Raw genomic sequence first — 17,156 nt, forward strand, 5'->3', positions numbered from 1 at the left:
TGTCGATTCCTGTCTGGATGAAGTTATTGAGCCCAACGCAATTGCGTGGGCAAGGGTGAAACGGGTTCGGGTTCCGGCGGTTGGCCGGGCAAGGACAGCACACGGTTGAGGACTTCGGTTTCCAGGCTCGCCAGGCGATGAGAGCCGCGAACCCGTGGACGCGGCAGGGCGATGGCCAGGTCGAGGCCGATCTGACCGTCCTCGATCAGGATCACCCGATCGGCAATCGCCACCGCTTCGCTGACGTCGTGGGTCACCAGCAACACCGTGAAACCGTGTTGCCGCCAGAGGTTTTCGATCAGTTGCTGCATCTCGATACGGGTCAGGGCGTCCAGCGCTCCCAAGGGTTCGTCGAGCAGCAACAGGCGTGGCTGATGGATCAACGCGCGAGCCAGGGCCACCCGTTGCTTCTGGCCGCCGGACAGCGCCGCCGGCCACTCATGGGCGCGGTCGGCCAGGCCCACCGCTTCCAGTGCCTGCAACGCCTGCGGGCGCCAATTGCCCCTGAGCCCGAGACCGACGTTGTCGATGATTTTTTTCCAGGGCAGCAAACGCGCTTCCTGGAACATCAACCGCGTGTCTTCCCGTGCATCGCTCAACGACGCAGAACCGGCCAGCAACTGTCCACCGGTGGGCTGATCGAGGCCAGCCAGCAAACGCAGCAAGGTACTTTTGCCACAGCCGCTGCGACCGACCACGGCCACGAATTGCCCGGCCGGGATATGCAGGTCGATGTCGCGCAATACCTGGCGCGTGCCGAAGGTTTTTTGCAGCTTGCGCACCGCCAGCGGAATGCCACGCAGCAGGCGCGGAGGTTGTTGGGCGGTCATGCCACACCTCCCTTGCTCACTTGGTACGCCGGGTGCCAGCGCAGCCAGACCCGCTCAAGCCCGCGAGCGGCCAGGTCGGCCAATTTGCCCAGCACGGCGTACAGAAGAATCGCCAATACCACCACATCGGTTTGCAGGAACTCCCGGGCATTCATCGCCAGGTAACCGATGCCGGAACTGGCGGAGATGGTTTCCGCAACGATCAGCGTCAGCCACATGAAACCCAGGGCAAAGCGCACGCCCACCAGGATCGAAGGCAAGGCGCCCGGCAGGATCACCTGACGAAACAGGCGCAAGCCAGACAAGCCGTAGCTGCGGGACATTTCCACCAGCGCCGGGTCGACGTTGCGAATCCCGTGGTAGGTGTTGAGGTAGATGGGAAACAACGTGCCCAGGGCCACCAGGAAAATCTTCGCCGACTCATCGATGCCAAACCACAGGATCACCAGCGGAATCAGCGCCAGGTGCGGCACGTTCCGCACCATCTGCACGGAGCTGTCCAACAGGCGTTCGCCCCATTTCGACAAACCGGTGATAAAGCCCAGGGCCAGGCCGATGCCGCCACCGATCAGGAAACCCACCGCCGCCCGCCAACCGCTGATGGCCAGGTGCGTCCAGATCTCGCCGCTGCGCACCAGGTTCACCCCAGCTTCGATCACCGCCACGGGTGCCGGCAGGATCCGCGTGGACAACCAACCGGCCGACACCGACAGTTGCCAGACCGCCAGCAACAGCAGCGGCACTGCCCAGGGCGCGAGGTTGTGGATAATTTTCTTCATGGCCGCCTCAGCTCTGGGACGCGGCTTTGGGCAGGATGTCGTTGGCGACCATTTCACCGAACGGGCTCACATAACCCTGGCTTTTCGGCAGCTCCGGACGCTCCACGTCCAGGTGTGGGAACAACAGTTCCGCCACGCGATAAGACTCTTCCAGGTGGGGATAACCGGAGAAGATGAAGGTGTCGATGCCAAGATCGGCGTACTCCTTGACCCGCGCCGCCACGGTCGGGCCATCGCCCACCAGTGCGGTACCGGCACCGCCGCGCACCAGGCCGACACCGGCCCAGAGGTTGGGGCTGACTTCCAGCTTGTCGCGACGGCCACCGTGCAGGGCGGCCATGCGTTGCTGGCCCACCGAATCGAAGCGCGCCAGGGACGCCTGGGCACGGGCGATGGTGTCGTCGTCCAGGTGGGAAATCAGCCGGTCGGCTGCTTGCCAGGCTTCGGCGTTGGTTTCGCGCACGATCACATGCAGACGGATGCCGAAGCGCACGGTGCGGCCGAGCTTCGCGGCCTTGGCGCGCACTTGTTCGATCTTCTGCGCTACGGCGGCGGGCGGCTCACCCCAGGTCAGCACCATTTCCACTTGCTCGGCCGCCAGGTCCTGGGCGGCTTCCGACGAGCCGCCGAAATACAGCGGCGGACGCGGTTGCTGGATCGGCGGATAGAGCAGCTTGGCGCCCTTCACACTGATGTGTTCACCGTCGTAATCCACGGTTTCGCCTTCCAGCACTCGGCGCCAGATCCGGGTGAATTCCACTGAGGCCTGGTAGCGTTGTTCGTGGTCGAGGAACAAGCCATCGCCGGCCAGTTCGTCCGGGTCGCCGCCGGTCACCAGGTTGAACAACGCCCGTCCGCCGGACAACCGGTCGAGGGTCGCGGCCTGGCGTGCCGCCACCGTCGGCGAAATAATCCCGGGACGCAGGGCGACGAGGAATTTCAGGCGCTGGGTCACCGGAATCAACGAAGCGGCCACCAGCCACGAATCCTCGCAGGAACGCCCGGTGGGGATCAACACGCCGCCGAAACCCAGGCGGTCCGCCGCTTGGGCGACCTGCTGCAAATAACCGTGATCGACGGCGCGGGCGCCTTCGGCAGTGCCAAGGTAATGGCCGTCGCCGTGGGTAGGCAGGAACCAGAAAATATTGAGGCTCATGGAGTGGTCTCCTAAGGGATCGAATTACTGCGCGTTCGCAACGGCCGCCGGCGGCGTCCAGATCACGTCCTTGATGCTCAAGGGCTTGGGAATCAATTTGAGCTGGTAGAAGCTGTCGGCGATTTTTTGCTGCGCCGCCACCACTTCCGGCGTGAGGAACAGCGCCCCGTAGCCTTGGCGTTTCACCGACGTCAGGGTGATGTCCGCCGGCAGGCCGAGCAGCGGCGATACCTGCTGGGTCACGTCTTCAGGGTTGGCCTTGGACCACTCCCCCACCGCGCGCACTTCTTCCACCAGGGCGGTAATGACCTGGGGATTCTTTTGCGCATAAGGTTTGGTGGCGAGGTAGAACTGGTGGTTATCGACGATGCCTTTGCCGTCACGCAGGGTGCGTGCCTGCAACTGTTGTTCGGCGGCAGCCTGGTACGGGTCCCAGATCACCCAGGCGTCCACACTGCCCCGTTCGAACGCGGCACGGGCGTCAGCCGGCGGCAGGAAAACGGTCTGGATATCGGCATACTTGAGGCCGGCGTCTTCCAGCGCCCGCACCAGCAGGTAATGGACGTTGGAGCCTTTGTTCAGCGCGACTTTCTTGCCCTTGAGGTCTTGCACCGATTGGATGGCCGAGCCTTTGGGCACAAGGATGGCTTCGCTGGTGGGCGCCGGTGGTTCGTAAGCAACATAGAGCAGGTCGGCGCCCGCGGCCTGGGCAAACACCGGCGGGGTTTCACCGGTCACGCCGAAGTCGATGGAACCGACGTTCAAGCCTTCCAGCAACTGCGGGCCGCCGGGAAATTCAGTCCATTGCACATCCACGCCTTGGGCGGCGAGACGTTTTTCCAATGAGCCCTTGGCCTTGAGCAGCACCAGAGTGCCGTATTTCTGATAACCGATCCGCAAGGTCTCGGCTTGAGCTTGAGCGATGACGCCGAAGGACACAGCCGCAGCAAACAGAGCGACCAGCCCGCGACGCAAAATGACAGTGCGCATGGCGCCTCTCCTTTTTGCTGTGGGGTTTTGGCTGCACCTGCTGGGCCGTTGGCGGCTGAGTAAGGTGAGGTGAATCAGGGGTGTTCGGGTTCAAATGCTCCAGCGAGCACTCAGCAAACGTTCGTTCAATACATTGGGGTCCAGCGGCCTGGGCCGACGGGCCATGGCGCTGAAAAACTGTTCCAGCGCCTCTTCCAGGCGCTGTTGCAAGGCCGGCGCCAATTGCGCCTGGGCACTGCCTTCGCCGTAGGCGATCTGGCTGTCTTCGGCAAAGATCCCATGGAGCATTTCCTGGGCCTTGAGCGCCGACAACACCGGCTTGAGGGCGTAGTCCACTGCCAGCATATGGGCGATGCTGCCGCCGGTTGCCATCGGCAGCACCACTTTATGGGCCAAGGCCCGTTCCGGCAGCAGGTCCAGCAAGGTCTTCAACGCGCCGGAAAAAGACGCCTTGTACACCGGCGTGGCAATCAGCAGACCGTCGGCATTTTCGATCTGCTGGAGCAGGTCGACCACCTTCGGGCTGTCGAAACGGGCATGGAGCAAGTCTTCGGCCGGGAAATCGCGCACCTGATAACTCACCACTTCCACACCTTGTTGCTGCAACCAGCGTTGCGACCGCTCCAGCAGCACCCCGGAGCGGGAGCGTTGGCTGGGACTGCCACCGAGTGAGACGACCAACATGCCTACCCTTCCTTAACTGTCACGTGCGATTCGCGGCGCGATCTCGCTGTATGGGTCAAACCATAACAGGGGATTTATATATCTTTAAATCATATTTATTCATTTGATTATTCCATATAGAGATATACGTATGACTTTATTCGGGGCATAAAAAAAGGCCGTCGGAACGGCCGAAAACCCTTGGTGCACAGTAATCCCCCTGTGGGAGCGAGCTTGCTCGCGATAGCGGTGTGTCAGCCAACATTAATGTGTCGGATAGACTGCTATCGCGAGCAAGCTCGCTCCCACAGGTTCAGGTCCAGGACCAGGTTTTGTCTCAGCGATTGGGCTGCGGGGTAAGGCGCAGGTAGGGTTTCACGGCGCGGTAGCCCTTGGGAAAGCGCTGCTTGAGTTCCTCTTCATCCTTGAGCGACGGCACGATCACCACTTCATCACCGTCCTGCCAGTTGGCCGGGGTGGCGACTTTGTAGTTGTCGGTCAGTTGCAGGGAATCGATCACCCTCAGGATCTCGTTGAAATTGCGCCCGGTGCTGGCCGGGTAAGTGATGGTCAAGCGAATCTTCTTGTTCGGATCGATCACGAACAGTGAGCGCACGGTCAAGGTGTCGCTGGCGTTGGGGTGAATCAGGTCGTACAGGTCCGACACCTTGCGGTCGGCATCGGCCAGGATCGGAAAATTGACCACGGCGTTCTGGGTCTCGTTGATGTCCTCGATCCACTTGTGGTGCGAGTCCACCGGGTCCACCGAGAGCGCAATGGCCTTGACCCCGCGCTGGGCGAACTCGTCCTTGAGCTTGGCGGTCAGGCCTAGCTCGGTGGTGCACACCGGCGTGAAGTCCGCCGGGTGGGAAAACAGCACACCCCAGCTGTCGCCGAGCCATTCGTGAAAGCGAATCTTGCCGGCGCTGGAATCCTGTTCGAAATCGGGGGCGATGTCGCCAAGTCTGAGGCTCATGGTGCGGCTCCTGGATGAGGTTGTTGTGAGCCCAACTTTGCACCGGTTTCGATTGCATTAAAAAGAATGAATATCCATTTATCTAGATCATTAGTGAATATAAAAAACTGTTCACTGGCGCCATTCCGCATACCGGCACAAGATCGTCAACGAGGTTCGAGAAGGCCTCGAGTTGCTGAAAAGAGGAGAAGTTTCGAGGAGGGCTACAGGGGTGGGCCTGACTCGAAAACGTATAAGCCCCGCCCGGCGTGTTGCCGGGCGGGGCTTTTTTTGTTTTGTACCCACACTGCGGAAATTATTGACGCGATTTCAGGACGAGCGGCTAGGATAGGCAACATGAACACTCAAGCCTTGCTGACTCATCTGCAAAACCATCTCCCTGGACTGCTGGCGGTTTACCTGTTCGGTAGCCATGCACAGGGCACCGCCGGGCCTGACAGCGATGTCGATTTGGCTGTGCTTTTGTCCGGTGAAGTCGATCCAGTGTCGTTATGGCAGCTTTCAGGTGATCTGGCGGATATCGCGGGCAGTCCGGTGGATCTGATTGATTTACGCGGGGCAACAACCGTCATGCAATACCAGATTGTGACCCGAGGCCAGAGGCTCTGGGCCAGAGACGTACAGGCGGGGTTGTTCGAGTGTTTTATTCTCAGCGAAAAAACCGCTCTCGATGAGGCTCGGGCGGGGTTGCTCAAGGATATTCAGGAAGAAGGCAGCGTGTATGGCCGATGACGTACTGATCAATAAAGCAGCGAGTATCGAGCGTTGCGTCGCCAGGGTGCGGGAGGAGTACGAGAAAGATCCCGCTACGTTTGCCACCGATTTCACTCGCCAGGATTCGGCAGTCCTGAACATCCAGCGTGCGTGTGAAGCGGCACTGGATATGGGACAGCATTTGATTCGACGTGAGCGATTGGGTATCCCGCAAAGCTCCCGGGATGTGTTCGAGTTGCTTTTCCAAAGTAGCTGGGTGGAAGAAGGTTTGGTGAAAAACCTGAAGAACATGGTGGGTTTCAGGAATATCGCCGTGCATGACTACCAAGCCCTGCAATTGCCGATCATGGTCGCGATCATTACCCAGCACCTGGGGGACTTCCTGGCGTTCAGCGCGTTCATCCTGCGCAAGGACGCGACGGAGTCCAAGGAATAAAGCGATATCCGGCTCGTTGAGCCAAAAATGCAAAAGCCCCGCCCGGCGTGTTGCCGGGCGGGGCTTTTTTACTTCGCTACGTCTTACATGAAGTTGTAAGTGTAGTTGAAGATCAGGCGGGTCTGATCACGGTCGGCAATACCGGTGCTGCTGCCACGGTAGGAACCATGACGCAGGGTAGTACCGAAGCCTTTGAGCGGACCTTGCTGGACAACGTAGTCCAGACGCATGTCACGTTCCCACTCGGACGTGTCGCTGCCGCCGGTAGCCGACTTGATGTCGTCGCCGTGCAGATAGGCAATCGCTGCCTTCAGGCCTGGAACGCCCAATCCAGCGAAATCATACGAGTATTGACCGAAGGTGGTGTTCTCACCCGCACGAATGAACTGATGGATCATGCTGTCGGTGAACAAGTAGAAGCTCGAACCACCAGCCCCTTCGTTGCGACCGCTGTCATTGAGCAGGCCGCCCTGGTTCAGGTAGACGAAGCCACCGTCATCACCGACTTGCTGGTGACCCAACAGGAATGCGCTGCCACCCAGGGTATAGGTGAACATGGCGCTCCAGGTCTTGTTGTCGACCACACCCCGTTCTTTGAAATAGCCACCATTGTTGTTGAACTGATAGCCCGCTTCACCGTTACGGCCATCCGAGCTGCTGTCGAAGTAACGCAGGTCAGTCTTGAACGACTGGCCTTCGCTGATCGGGAAAACGTGTACCGCGCCCAGGAAGTGCTGTTTATAGAAATCCTGCAGGTTGGCGTAGTAGTACTGCAAAGTCAGGTCTTTGGTGACTTTCCAGTCGGCGCCGCCGTAGCGGAACTGGTTGCTGTCCTCGCTGGCGCCGTTCACCGACAAGCCGGTGCTGTTAGTTCCGGCGCGGCCAACGGCGTGTTCCAATTGACCAGCGTTGAAGGTCACACCGTCGATTTCCTTGGAGGTGATGGTGCCACCTTCAAACGTTTGCGGCAGCAGACGACCATCACTGGCAACCAGGATCGGCAGGTTAGGCGCCAGTGCACCACCTACGTGAGCCTCGGTCTTGGAGAAAAGCGCCTTTACGTTACCGGACAGGCGACTCCAGTTATCCACGGCCGAACCGTTGGTCTCGCTTGGAACAAAGGTGTTGTTATCCGGGTGATGACCTTTGCCGCCATCGAGATGAATACCCACCAGTGCCTGAGCATCGATACCAAAACCAACGACACCTTGAGTGAAGCCGGACTTGTAGTCGAACTTCAGACCAGTAGCCGTCTCACGTTGGTCATTGGTAGTGCCTTCGCGAAAATCGTCATTGAAATACAACGTACGAGAACTGACAGACGCCTTGCTGTCTTCGATAAACCCCGCGGCGCCTGCCTGCTGCGCCAGAACCCCAACGGCCACGGCCAGGGCCAAGGTGGACTTGTTCATGCTTCGCTCCTCTCGTTTTCTAATTCTTGTGTCTCTTTGGCTCCGGATCGAACGCCCGGAATCCGCGGATGCGCGATTAGCGCCAGACCGTGACTGACAAGTCAATCGTAAGCATTTATGGCTACGACTATGGTCTAACCCCTCTACACCGGCCCGCAGGATAATGGATTCTTTATAATCCCAAAAAGAATTGTTTCAACAGTTTTCAGCTCGTTTCGACATATGAGTGCCATCACAGCACCATCAGGCCGTGACATGCCTTATCGGCGACGCAGAGAATTACTGAACGATGATTCGTCGGGGATTTACGAGACCCGCGAATTCTTGGCGGCGAGATCTGTTTGCGCGCCTCCTGCGCCTTCGATTCCTGTTCAAGACAGCGCGCGCATGCCGCGATCTTGACGTGTTCCAGACTAGCTGCTCATTGTCTGAAATCAAGAAGATCGCGGTAGCGCAAAGTTTCCGACGGCTGTCCTACAAGGATTTTTCGAAGATTTTCGAATTACGCTGATAGTTGTAGAGCGACGCCCGCGCCGCCGGCAGGCGGTCGACGCTGCTGGGCTCGAAACCGCGTTCGCGGAACCAGTGGGCAGTGCGGGTCGTAAGGACGAACAGCGTCTTGAGCCCTTGGGCACGGGCCCGGGTTTCGATGCGCTCCAGCAGCTCATCGCCCCGGCCACCGTGGCGGTATTCCGGGTTCACCGCCAGGCAGGCCAGTTCCCCGGCATCCGAGTCGGCGATCTGGTACAGCGCCGCGCAGGCGATGATCATGCCTTCGCGCTCGACCACGCTGAACTGTTCGATCTCGCGCTCCAGCACCTCGCGGGAGCGACGCACCAGAATCCCCTGCTCTTCCAGCGGACTGATCAGGTCCAGCAGGCCGCCGACATCTTCGATGGCCGCTTCGCGCACCACTTCGAATTGCTCCTGGGCCACCAAGGTGCCGCTGCCATCGCGGGTGAACAGTTCAGCCAGCAGCGCGCCGTCCTCGGCATAGCTGACGATATGGCTACGGGCGACGCCGCCACGACAGGCCTGGGCCGCCGCATCCAGCAGTTCGGCCTGATAGTCGCTGCCCAGGCGTTGCATGTGGCCGGGGACCTGTTGCGGGCGCAATTCGCGCACCAGCCGTCCATCCTCGCCGATCAGCCCCTGCTCGGCACCGAACAGCAGCAGCTTGTCGGCGGCCAGGTCGATGGCCGCCCGGGTGGCGACGTCTTCACAGGCCAGGTTGAAGATCTCTCCGGTGGGCGAATAACCCAACGGCGACAGCAGCACGATGGAACGCTCGTCCAGCAGGCGATTGATGCCCTTGCGATCGACCCGACGCACTTCACCGGTGTGGTGATAATCCACGCCTTCGAGCACACCGATGGGACGCGCGGTGACCAGGTTGCCGCTGGCGACCCGCAACCGCGAGCCCTGCATGGGCGAAGAGGCCATGTCCATGGACAGGCGTGCCTCGATGGCGATGCGCAACTGGCCGACCGCGTCGATCACGCACTCCAGGGTCGCCGCATCGGTGATACGCATGCCGTGGTGGTAATGGGGCGTCAGGCCCCGTGCAGCGAGGCGGGTCTCGATCTGCGGACGCGAACCATGGACCAGCACCAGGCGCACGCCGAGGCTGTGCAGCAGCACCAGGTCATGGACGATATTGCCGAAATTCGGGTGTTCCACCCCGTCGCCGGGCAGCATGACGATGAAGGTGCAATCGCGGTGGGCATTGATGTAGGGCGAAGCGTGGCGAAGCCAATTGACGTATTCGGGCATGAACCTGGACCTGTAATAAATAACAGCCAAAACAAAGACGAAACAGAACGCACAACGGGGCTGGTGGTTATCGTCGGAACAGGCTTGGCGACACGCGCGCTCTCCTCATGTGATGAATACGGGCCCGCAAGGGCGCAATTTAACCGGCGGTGGCCGGCGTCAGGCAGTAATGGCCGATCAACTGCCGCAACAGTTGCACGGTAGGTTGCAAACGTGACATTTCAAGGTACTCGCCCGGTTGGTGGGCACAGGCGATATCGCCAGGGCCGAGCACCAGGGTTTCGCAGCCAAGGCGCTGAAGATAAGGCGCTTCGGTGCCAAACGCCACTGCTTCGGCGCGATGGCCGGTCAGCCGTTCGGCCACGCGGACCAACTCGGCGTCCTCGGCCTGCTCGAACGGCGGCACTTCGGGGAACAGTGGCGCGTAATCAATCTTGACCTGGTGTCGCTCGGCAATGGGCTCGAGCTTCTGCCGGATCGCCGCCCGCAGCACTTGCGGATCCATGCCCGGCAACGGGCGCAGGTCGAATTCCATGGAACACTGGCCGCAGATCCGGTTGGGATTGTCGCCCCCATGGATGCAGCCGAAGTTCAAGGTCGGTTGTGGCACGCTGAACTGCGGATTACGGAATTCACGCTGCCATTGCAGGCGCAGGCCGCGCAATTCGCCCATGGCATCGTGCATGGCTTCCAGTGCGCTGTGGCCCAGGCGCGGATCGGACGAATGGCCGCTACGCCCGAGAATGTCGATGCGCTCCATCATGATGCCTTTGTGCATCCGAATTGGCTTGAGGCCGGTCGGCTCACCGATTACCGCAGCCCGCCCCAGGGGCCGGCCGGCATCGGCCAGGGCCCGGGCGCCGGACATGGAGCTTTCTTCGTCACAGGTCGCGAGGATCAGCAGCGGTTGCTTGAACGGTTGGTCCAGCAGCGGCTTGACCGCTTCGATGGCCAGGGCGAAAAAGCCCTTCATGTCACAACTGCCCAGGCCCACCCAACGGCCATCGACCTCGGTGAGCTTCAACGGATCGGTCTGCCACAACGCGCCGTCGAACGGCACCGTGTCGCTGTGGCCCGCTAGCACCAGACCGCCGGGACCGCTGCCGAAACTGGCCAGCAGGTTGAATTTGCCAGGGCTGACCTGCTGGATATCACAGGAGAACCCCAGCTCAGTGAGCCAGCCTGCCAGCAGCTCGATCACGGCACTGTTGGATTGGTCGAGCCCTGGTTGGGTGCAACTGACCGAAGGCGTGGCGATCAGGGCAGCGAATTGATCTTTCATGGACGGCAAAGGCATCGCTGGCTCCGAGCTTACAGATTGACGTTCATCATAGAACCATCTGGACCCAGGAATAAACCGTCGCGGCGCGTAGGAGGGAGGAGTCCTGTACACTGCACGGCCTTGGCAGCCACACCTTCCCCCGGCTGCGCACCCGATCCCTGGATTTTCCGGCCATGCAGAAAGAAACCGAAATCAAACTCCGCGTCAGCCGCGAGACCCTGGCAGCCTTGCGCGAGCATCCGCTGCTGAAAAAACGCAACAAGAGTGGCTGGGAACGCCACGAATTGATGAACCAGTATTTCGACACGCCAGAGCGTGACCTGGCCCAGGCCAAGGTCGCCCTGCGCCTGCGTCGCGACGGCGAAGAGGTGATCCAGACCCTCAAGACCCGCGGCCAGAGCGTCGCCGGCCTGTCCGAGCGCAACGAGTACGACTGGCACCTGCCCAAGGCCAAGCTCGACCTGAAGAAGCTCGACGGCGAATGCTGGCCCGAGGCCCTGGCCGACCTGGACAAGAAAACCCTCAAGGCCATCTTCACCACCGATTTCGTTCGCGAACGCGCTGAAATCGCCTGGGGCCGTGGCAAAAGCAAGGTGGTCATCGAAGCCGCCCTGGACCTGGGCCACGTCGTGGTCGGCAAGCAGAAGGAAGAAATCTGTGAGCTGGAGCTGGAACTACGCGAAGGCGTGCCCGCCGCCCTGCTGGAACTGGCCGCCGAGCTGGCCGCAACCCTGCCCTTGATGCCCTGCGACATCAGCAAGGCCGAGCGAGGCTATCGCCTGCATGACGCGAGCAGCTACGCCTTGAGCCTGCCGGCCCCGCAACTGACCGCCGAAACGCCGCTGGATGACGCCTTCGCCGCACTGAGCTGGCATTTGCTCGGCAGCAGCCAGCGCCTGGCCGAGCAATACCGTTTCAACGGCCACTGGCGCCTGCTGCAGGACTGGGTGGAAAACCTCGCTGAACTGCGCGCCCTGCTCAGCAGCCTCGGCCAGGCCGCGCCACGCCAGTCGACCCACGACTTGCGCCTGGCCCTGGACGCGTTGCTGGAAGACTGGCGCCCGCTGGTCCAGGCCGGCCTGGACGACGAAGATGTGCGCAAGGCCGCGCCGGAACAGTTCCTGGAAGAGTTGCAAGACCCGCGCTGGGGCCTGTTTTCCCTCAATACTTCACGCTGGCTGCTGGCGCGCAGCTGGGCCGCCGAGCGCAACACCCGTGGCAATCGCCAGGGCGCGGCGCAACTGGGCAGCTGGCTGCCGCGTCTGCTGGGCGAAGAATCCTCGTCCCTGCAATTGCAACGCTATCAGCAGCAGCCGGAAGACCTCGCCGAGCAACTGCCGCGCATCGAACGCATCCAGGCCTGGCTACACCACGCCCGCCATGTACTGGAGATCCCGGAAATGGATCGCCTCTATGGCGAGCTGAATAAACTGGCGCAACTGGCCAACCAGCCGATCACCGACGAAACGCTGGATGCGCGCAAGCAGCAGGCCATTGCGGTGTATCAGAATCGGGCTTGGAAGACTTTGCTGCGCCTGTGATACCGCCATCGCGAGCAAGCTCGCTCCCACAGGGGTTCAGTGTTGTAACCACATCTTGTGGCCACTGAAGATCAACTGTGGGAGCGAGCTTGCTCGCGATGAGGCCACCCCCAAACACCACAAAAAACAAGCTTCAGCGCACCACCGGCAAACTCGTCGTCGATTTGATCTCCGACAGCGCCACGATCGAATTCACTTCCTGGATCCCCGGTACCATCGACAGCTTTTCGAAAAAGAATCGCTCATACGCCTCGATGTCCGCCGTGACGATGCGCAACAGAAAATCCACCGACCCCATCAGCACGTAACACTCCAGTACTTCGGGAAAGCCGCGGATCGCCTCGGTGAACTCGGTGAAGTTCGAACGGCCATGGGCGTTGAGTTTCACTTCGGCGAAGATCTGCGTGTTGAGGCCGATTTTCTTGCGATCCAGCAGGGTCACCTGCCCGCGGATGATGCCCTCCTCCTTCATCCGCTGGATCCGCCGCCAGCACGGCGACTGAGACAAGCCAACCTGCTCGGCGATCTGCGCGCTGGACAGCGAGGCATCCTCTTGCAGCAGCGCCAGTATCCGGCGGTCGTAGCTATCCAGCTGGCTTTGCATAAATAAACCCAAAATGACTGATTTGGAGAATAAGGCGATTCGTAGTATCGCCAGATCCACCCATCTTAGATAAGAAATACCCCACGACGCATGTAAATATTTCTCCGCCCCCAAGGAGACCGAACATGCCCCCACTTGAAGCCGTTGCCACTGCCCCGACCCGCGCCGATGTCTGGCATGTCGCCAATGCTCATTGCCGCGTGCACTACCAGATGCTGGCCGAGGCCGAGCCGGACCTGCTGTGCCGGGCCTTGAACCTGTTTGCCTTACAGGGCCTGACGCCACAGCAGGTTCGCGTCGAGCGCCTCGATGACCTGCTGTCGCTGGAGATCGTCATGGACGGGCTGAGTTGGCACCGAGCCCAGGTGATCGCTGAAAAATTACGCAACCTGATCGGCATGTGCTCGGTGAACCTGCAAAGCGCTGAATTTACGAGGGTTGAGCCGACCCAGGCGGCCGGTTGAGCGCCCCACGGGCAAGACCTGGTAACGCATTGGTCGGGTAGTGGCCCAACGGACCACCGGGTCGGGACTATTCTTTTGCAGACCGAGCGAAGACGCCGAAGCGTCTGTATCGCGGCTTTGCTGCAATTGTCCAATAGGAACCCGCATGTCCACCAAACACGCCACTCAGGACCGCTGGCTGGACCTCAATGATCTGCTGCGCCAACTGGTCACCCAAGGCTTCATCAGCCAGGATTCAGCCGAAACCGCGCTCAACGCCCGCCGACGCCACAGCGCCAATAGCCAGCTGCATCCGCTGGAGTTCATTGCCAACCAGCACCTGGACGATCTCAGCCGCCCTGGCAAGCGCCTGGACCTGGAGAACCTGACCCTGTGGTTGTCCCAGCAGGCCGGCCAACCCTACATGCGCATCGACCCGCTGAAAATCAACGTGGCGGCCGTGACACCCTTGATGTCCTACGCCTTTGCCCAGCGCCACAAGATCCTCGCGGTAGCGGTCGATCGTGACGCCGTCACCGTCGCCAGCGCACAACCTTACGTCAGCAGCTGGGAAGCCGACCTGACCCACGTGCTCAAGTTGCCGATCAAGCGGGTGGTCGCCAACCCGGTGGATATCCAGCGCTTGAGCGTGGAGTTCTATCGCCTGGCCAAGTCGGTCAGCGGCGCCACCACGGTCGATCAGCAACCGAGCAACCTGAGCAACTTCGAACAGTTGCTCAACCTCGGCGCCAGTGACCAGGAACCGGACGCCAACGACGCCCACATCGTCAATATCGTCGACTGGCTGTTCCAGTACGCCTTCCAACAGCGCGCCAGCGATATCCACATCGAACCGCGCCGCGAGCAGGGCACCGTGCGGTTTCGCATCGACGGGGTGCTGCATACCGTCTATCAGTTCCCGCCGCAGGTGACGATGGCGATCGTCAGCCGCCTCAAGAGCCTGGGCCGAATGAACGTCGCGGAAAAACGCAAACCCCAGGACGGTCGGGTCAAGACCAAGACCCCGGACGGCGGCGAAGTGGAATTGCGCCTGTCGACCTTGCCCACGGCGTTCGGCGAAAAGATGGTCATGCGGATCTTCGACCCGGAAGTGCTGCTCAAGGACTTCGACCAGCTCGGCTTCTCCGCCGACGACCTGCGCCGCTGGCAGGACATGACCCGCCAGCCCAACGGCATCATCCTGGTAACCGGGCCCACCGGCTCCGGCAAGACCACCACCCTCTACACCACCCTCAAGAAACTGGCGACGCCGGAAGTGAACCTCTGCACCATCGAGGACCCGATTGAAATGGTCGAGGCGTCCTTCAACCAGATGCAGGTCCAGCACAACATCGACCTGACCTTCGCCGCCGGCGTGCGCGCACTGATGCGGCAAGACCCGGACATCATCATGATCGGTGAGATCCGCGACCTGGAAACCGCTGAAATGGCGATCCAGGCGGCGCTCACCGGGCACCTGGTGCTGTCGACCCTGCACACCAACGACGCGCCAAGTGCCATCAGCCGTTTGCTGGAGCTGGGGGTGCCCCATTACCTGATCAAGGCCACCGTGCTCGGGGTCATGGCCCAGCGCCTGGTGCGCACCCTGTGCCCACAATGCAAGGCCCCGCTGACCCTCGACGAAGATGACTGGCAGACCCTGACCCGGCCCTGGCAGGCACCGTTGCCGAGCAACGCCCAACAAGCCGTTGGCTGCCTGGAATGCCGCGACACCGGTTACCGTGGTCGCGCCGGCGTCTACGAAATCATGCAACTGACCGACAGCGTCAAGGCCTTGATCCACCCCGACACCGACCTTCTGGCGGTGCGCCGCCAGGCCTTCAAGGAAGGCATGCGCAGCCTGCGGCTGTCGGGGGCGCAAAAGGTGGCGGCGGGCTTGACCACTGTCGAGGAAGTGCTGCGGGTGACGCCACAGAGCGAGCAGAAGTAGTTGTGGCAGCACCTGTGGCGAGAGGGTTTATCCCCACTGTGGGAGCAAGGCTTGCCCGCGATGAAGATAACGCGGTCTCCCTGGGAAGCAAGGCGCCTGCATCGCGAGCAAGCTTTGCTCCCACAGAGTGAGGATAATGGCCGCTTGCCCTACACTAAGGGCTCGCAGGTCCATCTCAATTCGCACAGGGAACCGTCATGCAGATCGGTAGCGTACTTTTACTTTTCATCGGCCTGGTGGTCGCCATTCTCTTCATGGGCTTCAAGGTCGTGCCCCAGGGCTACCAATGGACTGTCGAGCGGTTCGGCCGTTACACCAACACCCTCAAGCCCGGCCTGAACATCATCATCCCGGTGATGGATCGTATCGGGCGCAAGATCAATGTCATGGAAAGCGTGCTGGACATCCCACCCCAGGAAGTCATTACCGCCGACAACGCCACGGTACAAATTGACGCCGTGTGCTTCTTCCAAGTGGTCAATACGGCCCAGGCGGCCTACGAGGTCAACAACCTCGAACACGCCATCCGCAACCTGTTGCAAACCAACATCCGTACCGTGCTGGGGTCCATGGAACTGGACGCGATGCTGAGCCAGCGCGACGGTATCAACGAAAAATTGCTGCGCACCGTCGATGAAGCCACGGCACCGTGGGGCATCAAGATCACCCGGATCGAGATCAAGGACATCAGCCCGCCGGCCGACCTGATGGCCGCCATGTCGGGGCAAATGAAAGCCGAACGTATCAAGCGTGCCCAGATCCTGGAAGCCGAGGGCCTGCGAGCGTCGGCGATTCTCACCGCCGAAGGCAAGAAGCAGGCGCAGATCCTCGAGGCCGAGGGCAGCCGCCAGGCGGCGTTCCTGGAGTCCGAGGCCCGCGAGCGTCAGGCGCAAGCTGAAGCGCTGGCCACTCAGGTGGTGTCCCAGGCCATTGCCGACGGTAACGTGCAGGCCGTGAACTACTTCGTCGCCCAGAAGTACATCGATGCGCTGGGCAAACTGGCGTCAGCCAACAACAGCAAGGTGATCCTGATGCCGCTGGAAGCCAGCCAGGTCATCGGTGCGGTCGGTGGCATCGGCGAGATCGTCAAGGCCACCTTCGACAGCAAGAAAGCCTGAGGCACGCGTATGTGGGAGTTCCTGCAACACCTGTCGTACTGGGACTGGCTGGCGCTGGGCGTTATCCTGCTGATCCTTGAAGTGTTCGGCGCCGGGGGGTACTTGCTGTGGATCGGCATGGCCGCCGCGGCAGTCGGCGTGCTCACGTTCATCCTGCCGCAGATACCGTGGGAGCTGCAGTTCCTGTTGTTCGGCCTGTTCGCCATCGCCACGGCGCTGTACTGGTGGCAACGCCAGCGCAGCGCCGTGCGCCAAAGCGATCAGCCGCACCTGAACCTGCGCGGACAGGAACTGATCGGCAAGGTCTTCCTGGTCCATGAAGCGATTGTCGATGGCCGCGGCAAGATCAAGGTGGCCGACAGTGTCTGGCTGGCCAAGGGACCCGAGTCGTCCGTTGGCACGCGGGTCAGGGTGATGGCGCAGGACGGCGCGGTGCTGCAGGTGGAACGGGCTGACTGACACGTCATGGAACTGAATCGAGACGCCGG

General features: G+C 61.1%; 17 protein-coding genes. 7 read left to right on the forward strand and 10 right to left on the reverse strand.

Annotated features, from left to right (window positions below):
- Nucleotides 1-23: 23 nt before the first annotated feature.
- The 6 genes from ssuB to PSH84_RS27270 all read right to left on the reverse strand — a co-directional run bounded on the left by ssuB (nt 24) and on the right by PSH84_RS27270 (nt 5,394).
- Nucleotides 24-830 carry an aliphatic sulfonates ABC transporter ATP-binding protein gene (ssuB, locus tag PSH84_RS27245; RefSeq protein ID WP_122567468.1) on the reverse strand — a complete coding sequence of 269 codons (807 nt, stop codon included), beginning with the start codon at nt 828-830 and terminating at the stop codon, nt 24-26.
- Nucleotides 827-1,609, reverse strand: coding sequence for an aliphatic sulfonate ABC transporter permease SsuC (gene ssuC / locus PSH84_RS27250; RefSeq protein ID WP_122567469.1), 783 nt, complete (start codon nt 1,607-1,609; stop codon nt 827-829). Before ssuC ends, ssuB begins: the two co-directional genes overlap by 4 nt.
- Nucleotides 1,610-1,616: 7 nt before the next feature.
- Nucleotides 1,617-2,765, reverse strand: coding sequence for an FMNH2-dependent alkanesulfonate monooxygenase (gene ssuD / locus PSH84_RS27255; RefSeq protein WP_018610594.1), 1,149 nt, complete (start codon nt 2,763-2,765; stop codon nt 1,617-1,619).
- Nucleotides 2,766-2,789: 24 nt separating this feature from the next.
- Nucleotides 2,790-3,755 (reverse strand): sulfonate ABC transporter substrate-binding protein, encoded by a 966-nt coding sequence (locus tag PSH84_RS27260; RefSeq protein WP_305482043.1) that lies wholly within the window; start codon nt 3,753-3,755, stop codon nt 2,790-2,792.
- A 90-nt stretch (nt 3,756-3,845) separates the two neighbouring features.
- Nucleotides 3,846-4,439 carry an NADPH-dependent FMN reductase gene (ssuE, locus tag PSH84_RS27265; protein WP_305482044.1) on the reverse strand — a complete coding sequence of 198 codons (594 nt, stop codon included), beginning with the start codon at nt 4,437-4,439 and terminating at the stop codon, nt 3,846-3,848.
- A 316-nt stretch (nt 4,440-4,755) separates the two neighbouring features.
- Nucleotides 4,756-5,394 carry a peroxiredoxin gene (locus PSH84_RS27270; protein WP_024617266.1) on the reverse strand — a complete coding sequence of 213 codons (639 nt, stop codon included), beginning with the start codon at nt 5,392-5,394 and terminating at the stop codon, nt 4,756-4,758.
- Between the two features lie 336 nt (nt 5,395-5,730).
- Between PSH84_RS27270 and mntA the strand changes: the two genes are divergently transcribed.
- Nucleotides 5,731-6,126 carry a type VII toxin-antitoxin system MntA family adenylyltransferase antitoxin gene (gene mntA, locus PSH84_RS27275; protein WP_122567472.1) on the forward strand — a complete coding sequence of 132 codons (396 nt, stop codon included), beginning with the start codon at nt 5,731-5,733 and terminating at the stop codon, nt 6,124-6,126.
- A complete protein-coding gene (gene hepT, locus PSH84_RS27280) occupies nt 6,116-6,544 on the forward strand; it encodes a type VII toxin-antitoxin system HepT family RNase toxin (RefSeq protein WP_305468783.1) in 429 nt (142 codons plus the stop codon). The genes mntA and hepT overlap by 11 nt, the downstream gene beginning before the upstream one ends.
- Nucleotides 6,545-6,627: 83 nt before the next feature.
- On the opposite strand, the gene PSH84_RS27285 is transcribed toward hepT, so the two are convergent.
- The 3 genes from PSH84_RS27285 to argE all read right to left on the reverse strand — a co-directional run bounded on the left by PSH84_RS27285 (nt 6,628) and on the right by argE (nt 11,026).
- Nucleotides 6,628-7,956 (reverse strand): OprD family outer membrane porin, encoded by a 1,329-nt coding sequence (locus tag PSH84_RS27285; RefSeq protein ID WP_122567474.1) that lies wholly within the window; start codon nt 7,954-7,956, stop codon nt 6,628-6,630.
- Nucleotides 7,957-8,430: 474 nt separating this feature from the next.
- The gene (gene argA, locus PSH84_RS27290; RefSeq protein WP_122567475.1) at nt 8,431-9,729 is read right to left on the reverse strand and encodes an amino-acid N-acetyltransferase; all 1,299 of its coding nucleotides are present in this window, start codon (nt 9,727-9,729) and stop codon (nt 8,431-8,433) included.
- A gap of 139 nt (nt 9,730-9,868) precedes the next feature.
- Complete coding sequence (gene argE / locus PSH84_RS27295) at nt 9,869-11,026, reverse strand: acetylornithine deacetylase (protein ID WP_122567476.1); 1,158 nt, start codon at nt 11,024-11,026, stop codon at nt 9,869-9,871.
- Nucleotides 11,027-11,184: 158 nt separating this feature from the next.
- On the opposite strand from argE, the gene PSH84_RS27300 reads away from it, so the two are divergent.
- The gene (locus tag PSH84_RS27300) at nt 11,185-12,552 is read left to right on the forward strand and encodes a CYTH domain-containing protein (protein ID WP_305468784.1); all 1,368 of its coding nucleotides are present in this window, start codon (nt 11,185-11,187) and stop codon (nt 12,550-12,552) included.
- Nucleotides 12,553-12,685: 133 nt separating this feature from the next.
- Here PSH84_RS27300 and PSH84_RS27305 read toward each other — a convergent pair whose 3' ends face one another.
- Nucleotides 12,686-13,156: an Lrp/AsnC family transcriptional regulator gene (locus tag PSH84_RS27305; RefSeq protein ID WP_122567478.1), complete on the reverse strand. Its 471-nt coding sequence runs from the start codon at nt 13,154-13,156 to the stop codon at nt 12,686-12,688.
- A gap of 125 nt (nt 13,157-13,281) precedes the next feature.
- Here PSH84_RS27305 and PSH84_RS27310 point away from each other — a divergent pair, with 125 nt between their 5' ends.
- From PSH84_RS27310 to PSH84_RS27325, 4 genes are all read left to right on the forward strand, one after another.
- The gene (locus PSH84_RS27310) at nt 13,282-13,620 is read left to right on the forward strand and encodes an ACT-like domain-containing protein (RefSeq protein WP_122567479.1); all 339 of its coding nucleotides are present in this window, start codon (nt 13,282-13,284) and stop codon (nt 13,618-13,620) included.
- Nucleotides 13,621-13,765: 145 nt separating this feature from the next.
- Complete coding sequence (gene tfpB, locus PSH84_RS27315) at nt 13,766-15,550, forward strand: type IV pilus assembly ATPase TfpB (protein ID WP_053126399.1); 1,785 nt, start codon at nt 13,766-13,768, stop codon at nt 15,548-15,550.
- Between the two features lie 197 nt (nt 15,551-15,747).
- Nucleotides 15,748-16,668 carry an SPFH domain-containing protein gene (locus PSH84_RS27320; protein ID WP_003206668.1) on the forward strand — a complete coding sequence of 307 codons (921 nt, stop codon included), beginning with the start codon at nt 15,748-15,750 and terminating at the stop codon, nt 16,666-16,668.
- Between the two features lie 9 nt (nt 16,669-16,677).
- The gene (locus PSH84_RS27325) at nt 16,678-17,127 is read left to right on the forward strand and encodes an NfeD family protein (protein WP_122567480.1); all 450 of its coding nucleotides are present in this window, start codon (nt 16,678-16,680) and stop codon (nt 17,125-17,127) included.
- Nucleotides 17,128-17,156: the final 29 nt, after the last annotated feature.

Source organism: Pseudomonas beijingensis (assembly GCF_030687295.1).
Classification (GTDB): domain Bacteria; phylum Pseudomonadota; class Gammaproteobacteria; order Pseudomonadales; family Pseudomonadaceae; genus Aquipseudomonas; species Aquipseudomonas beijingensis.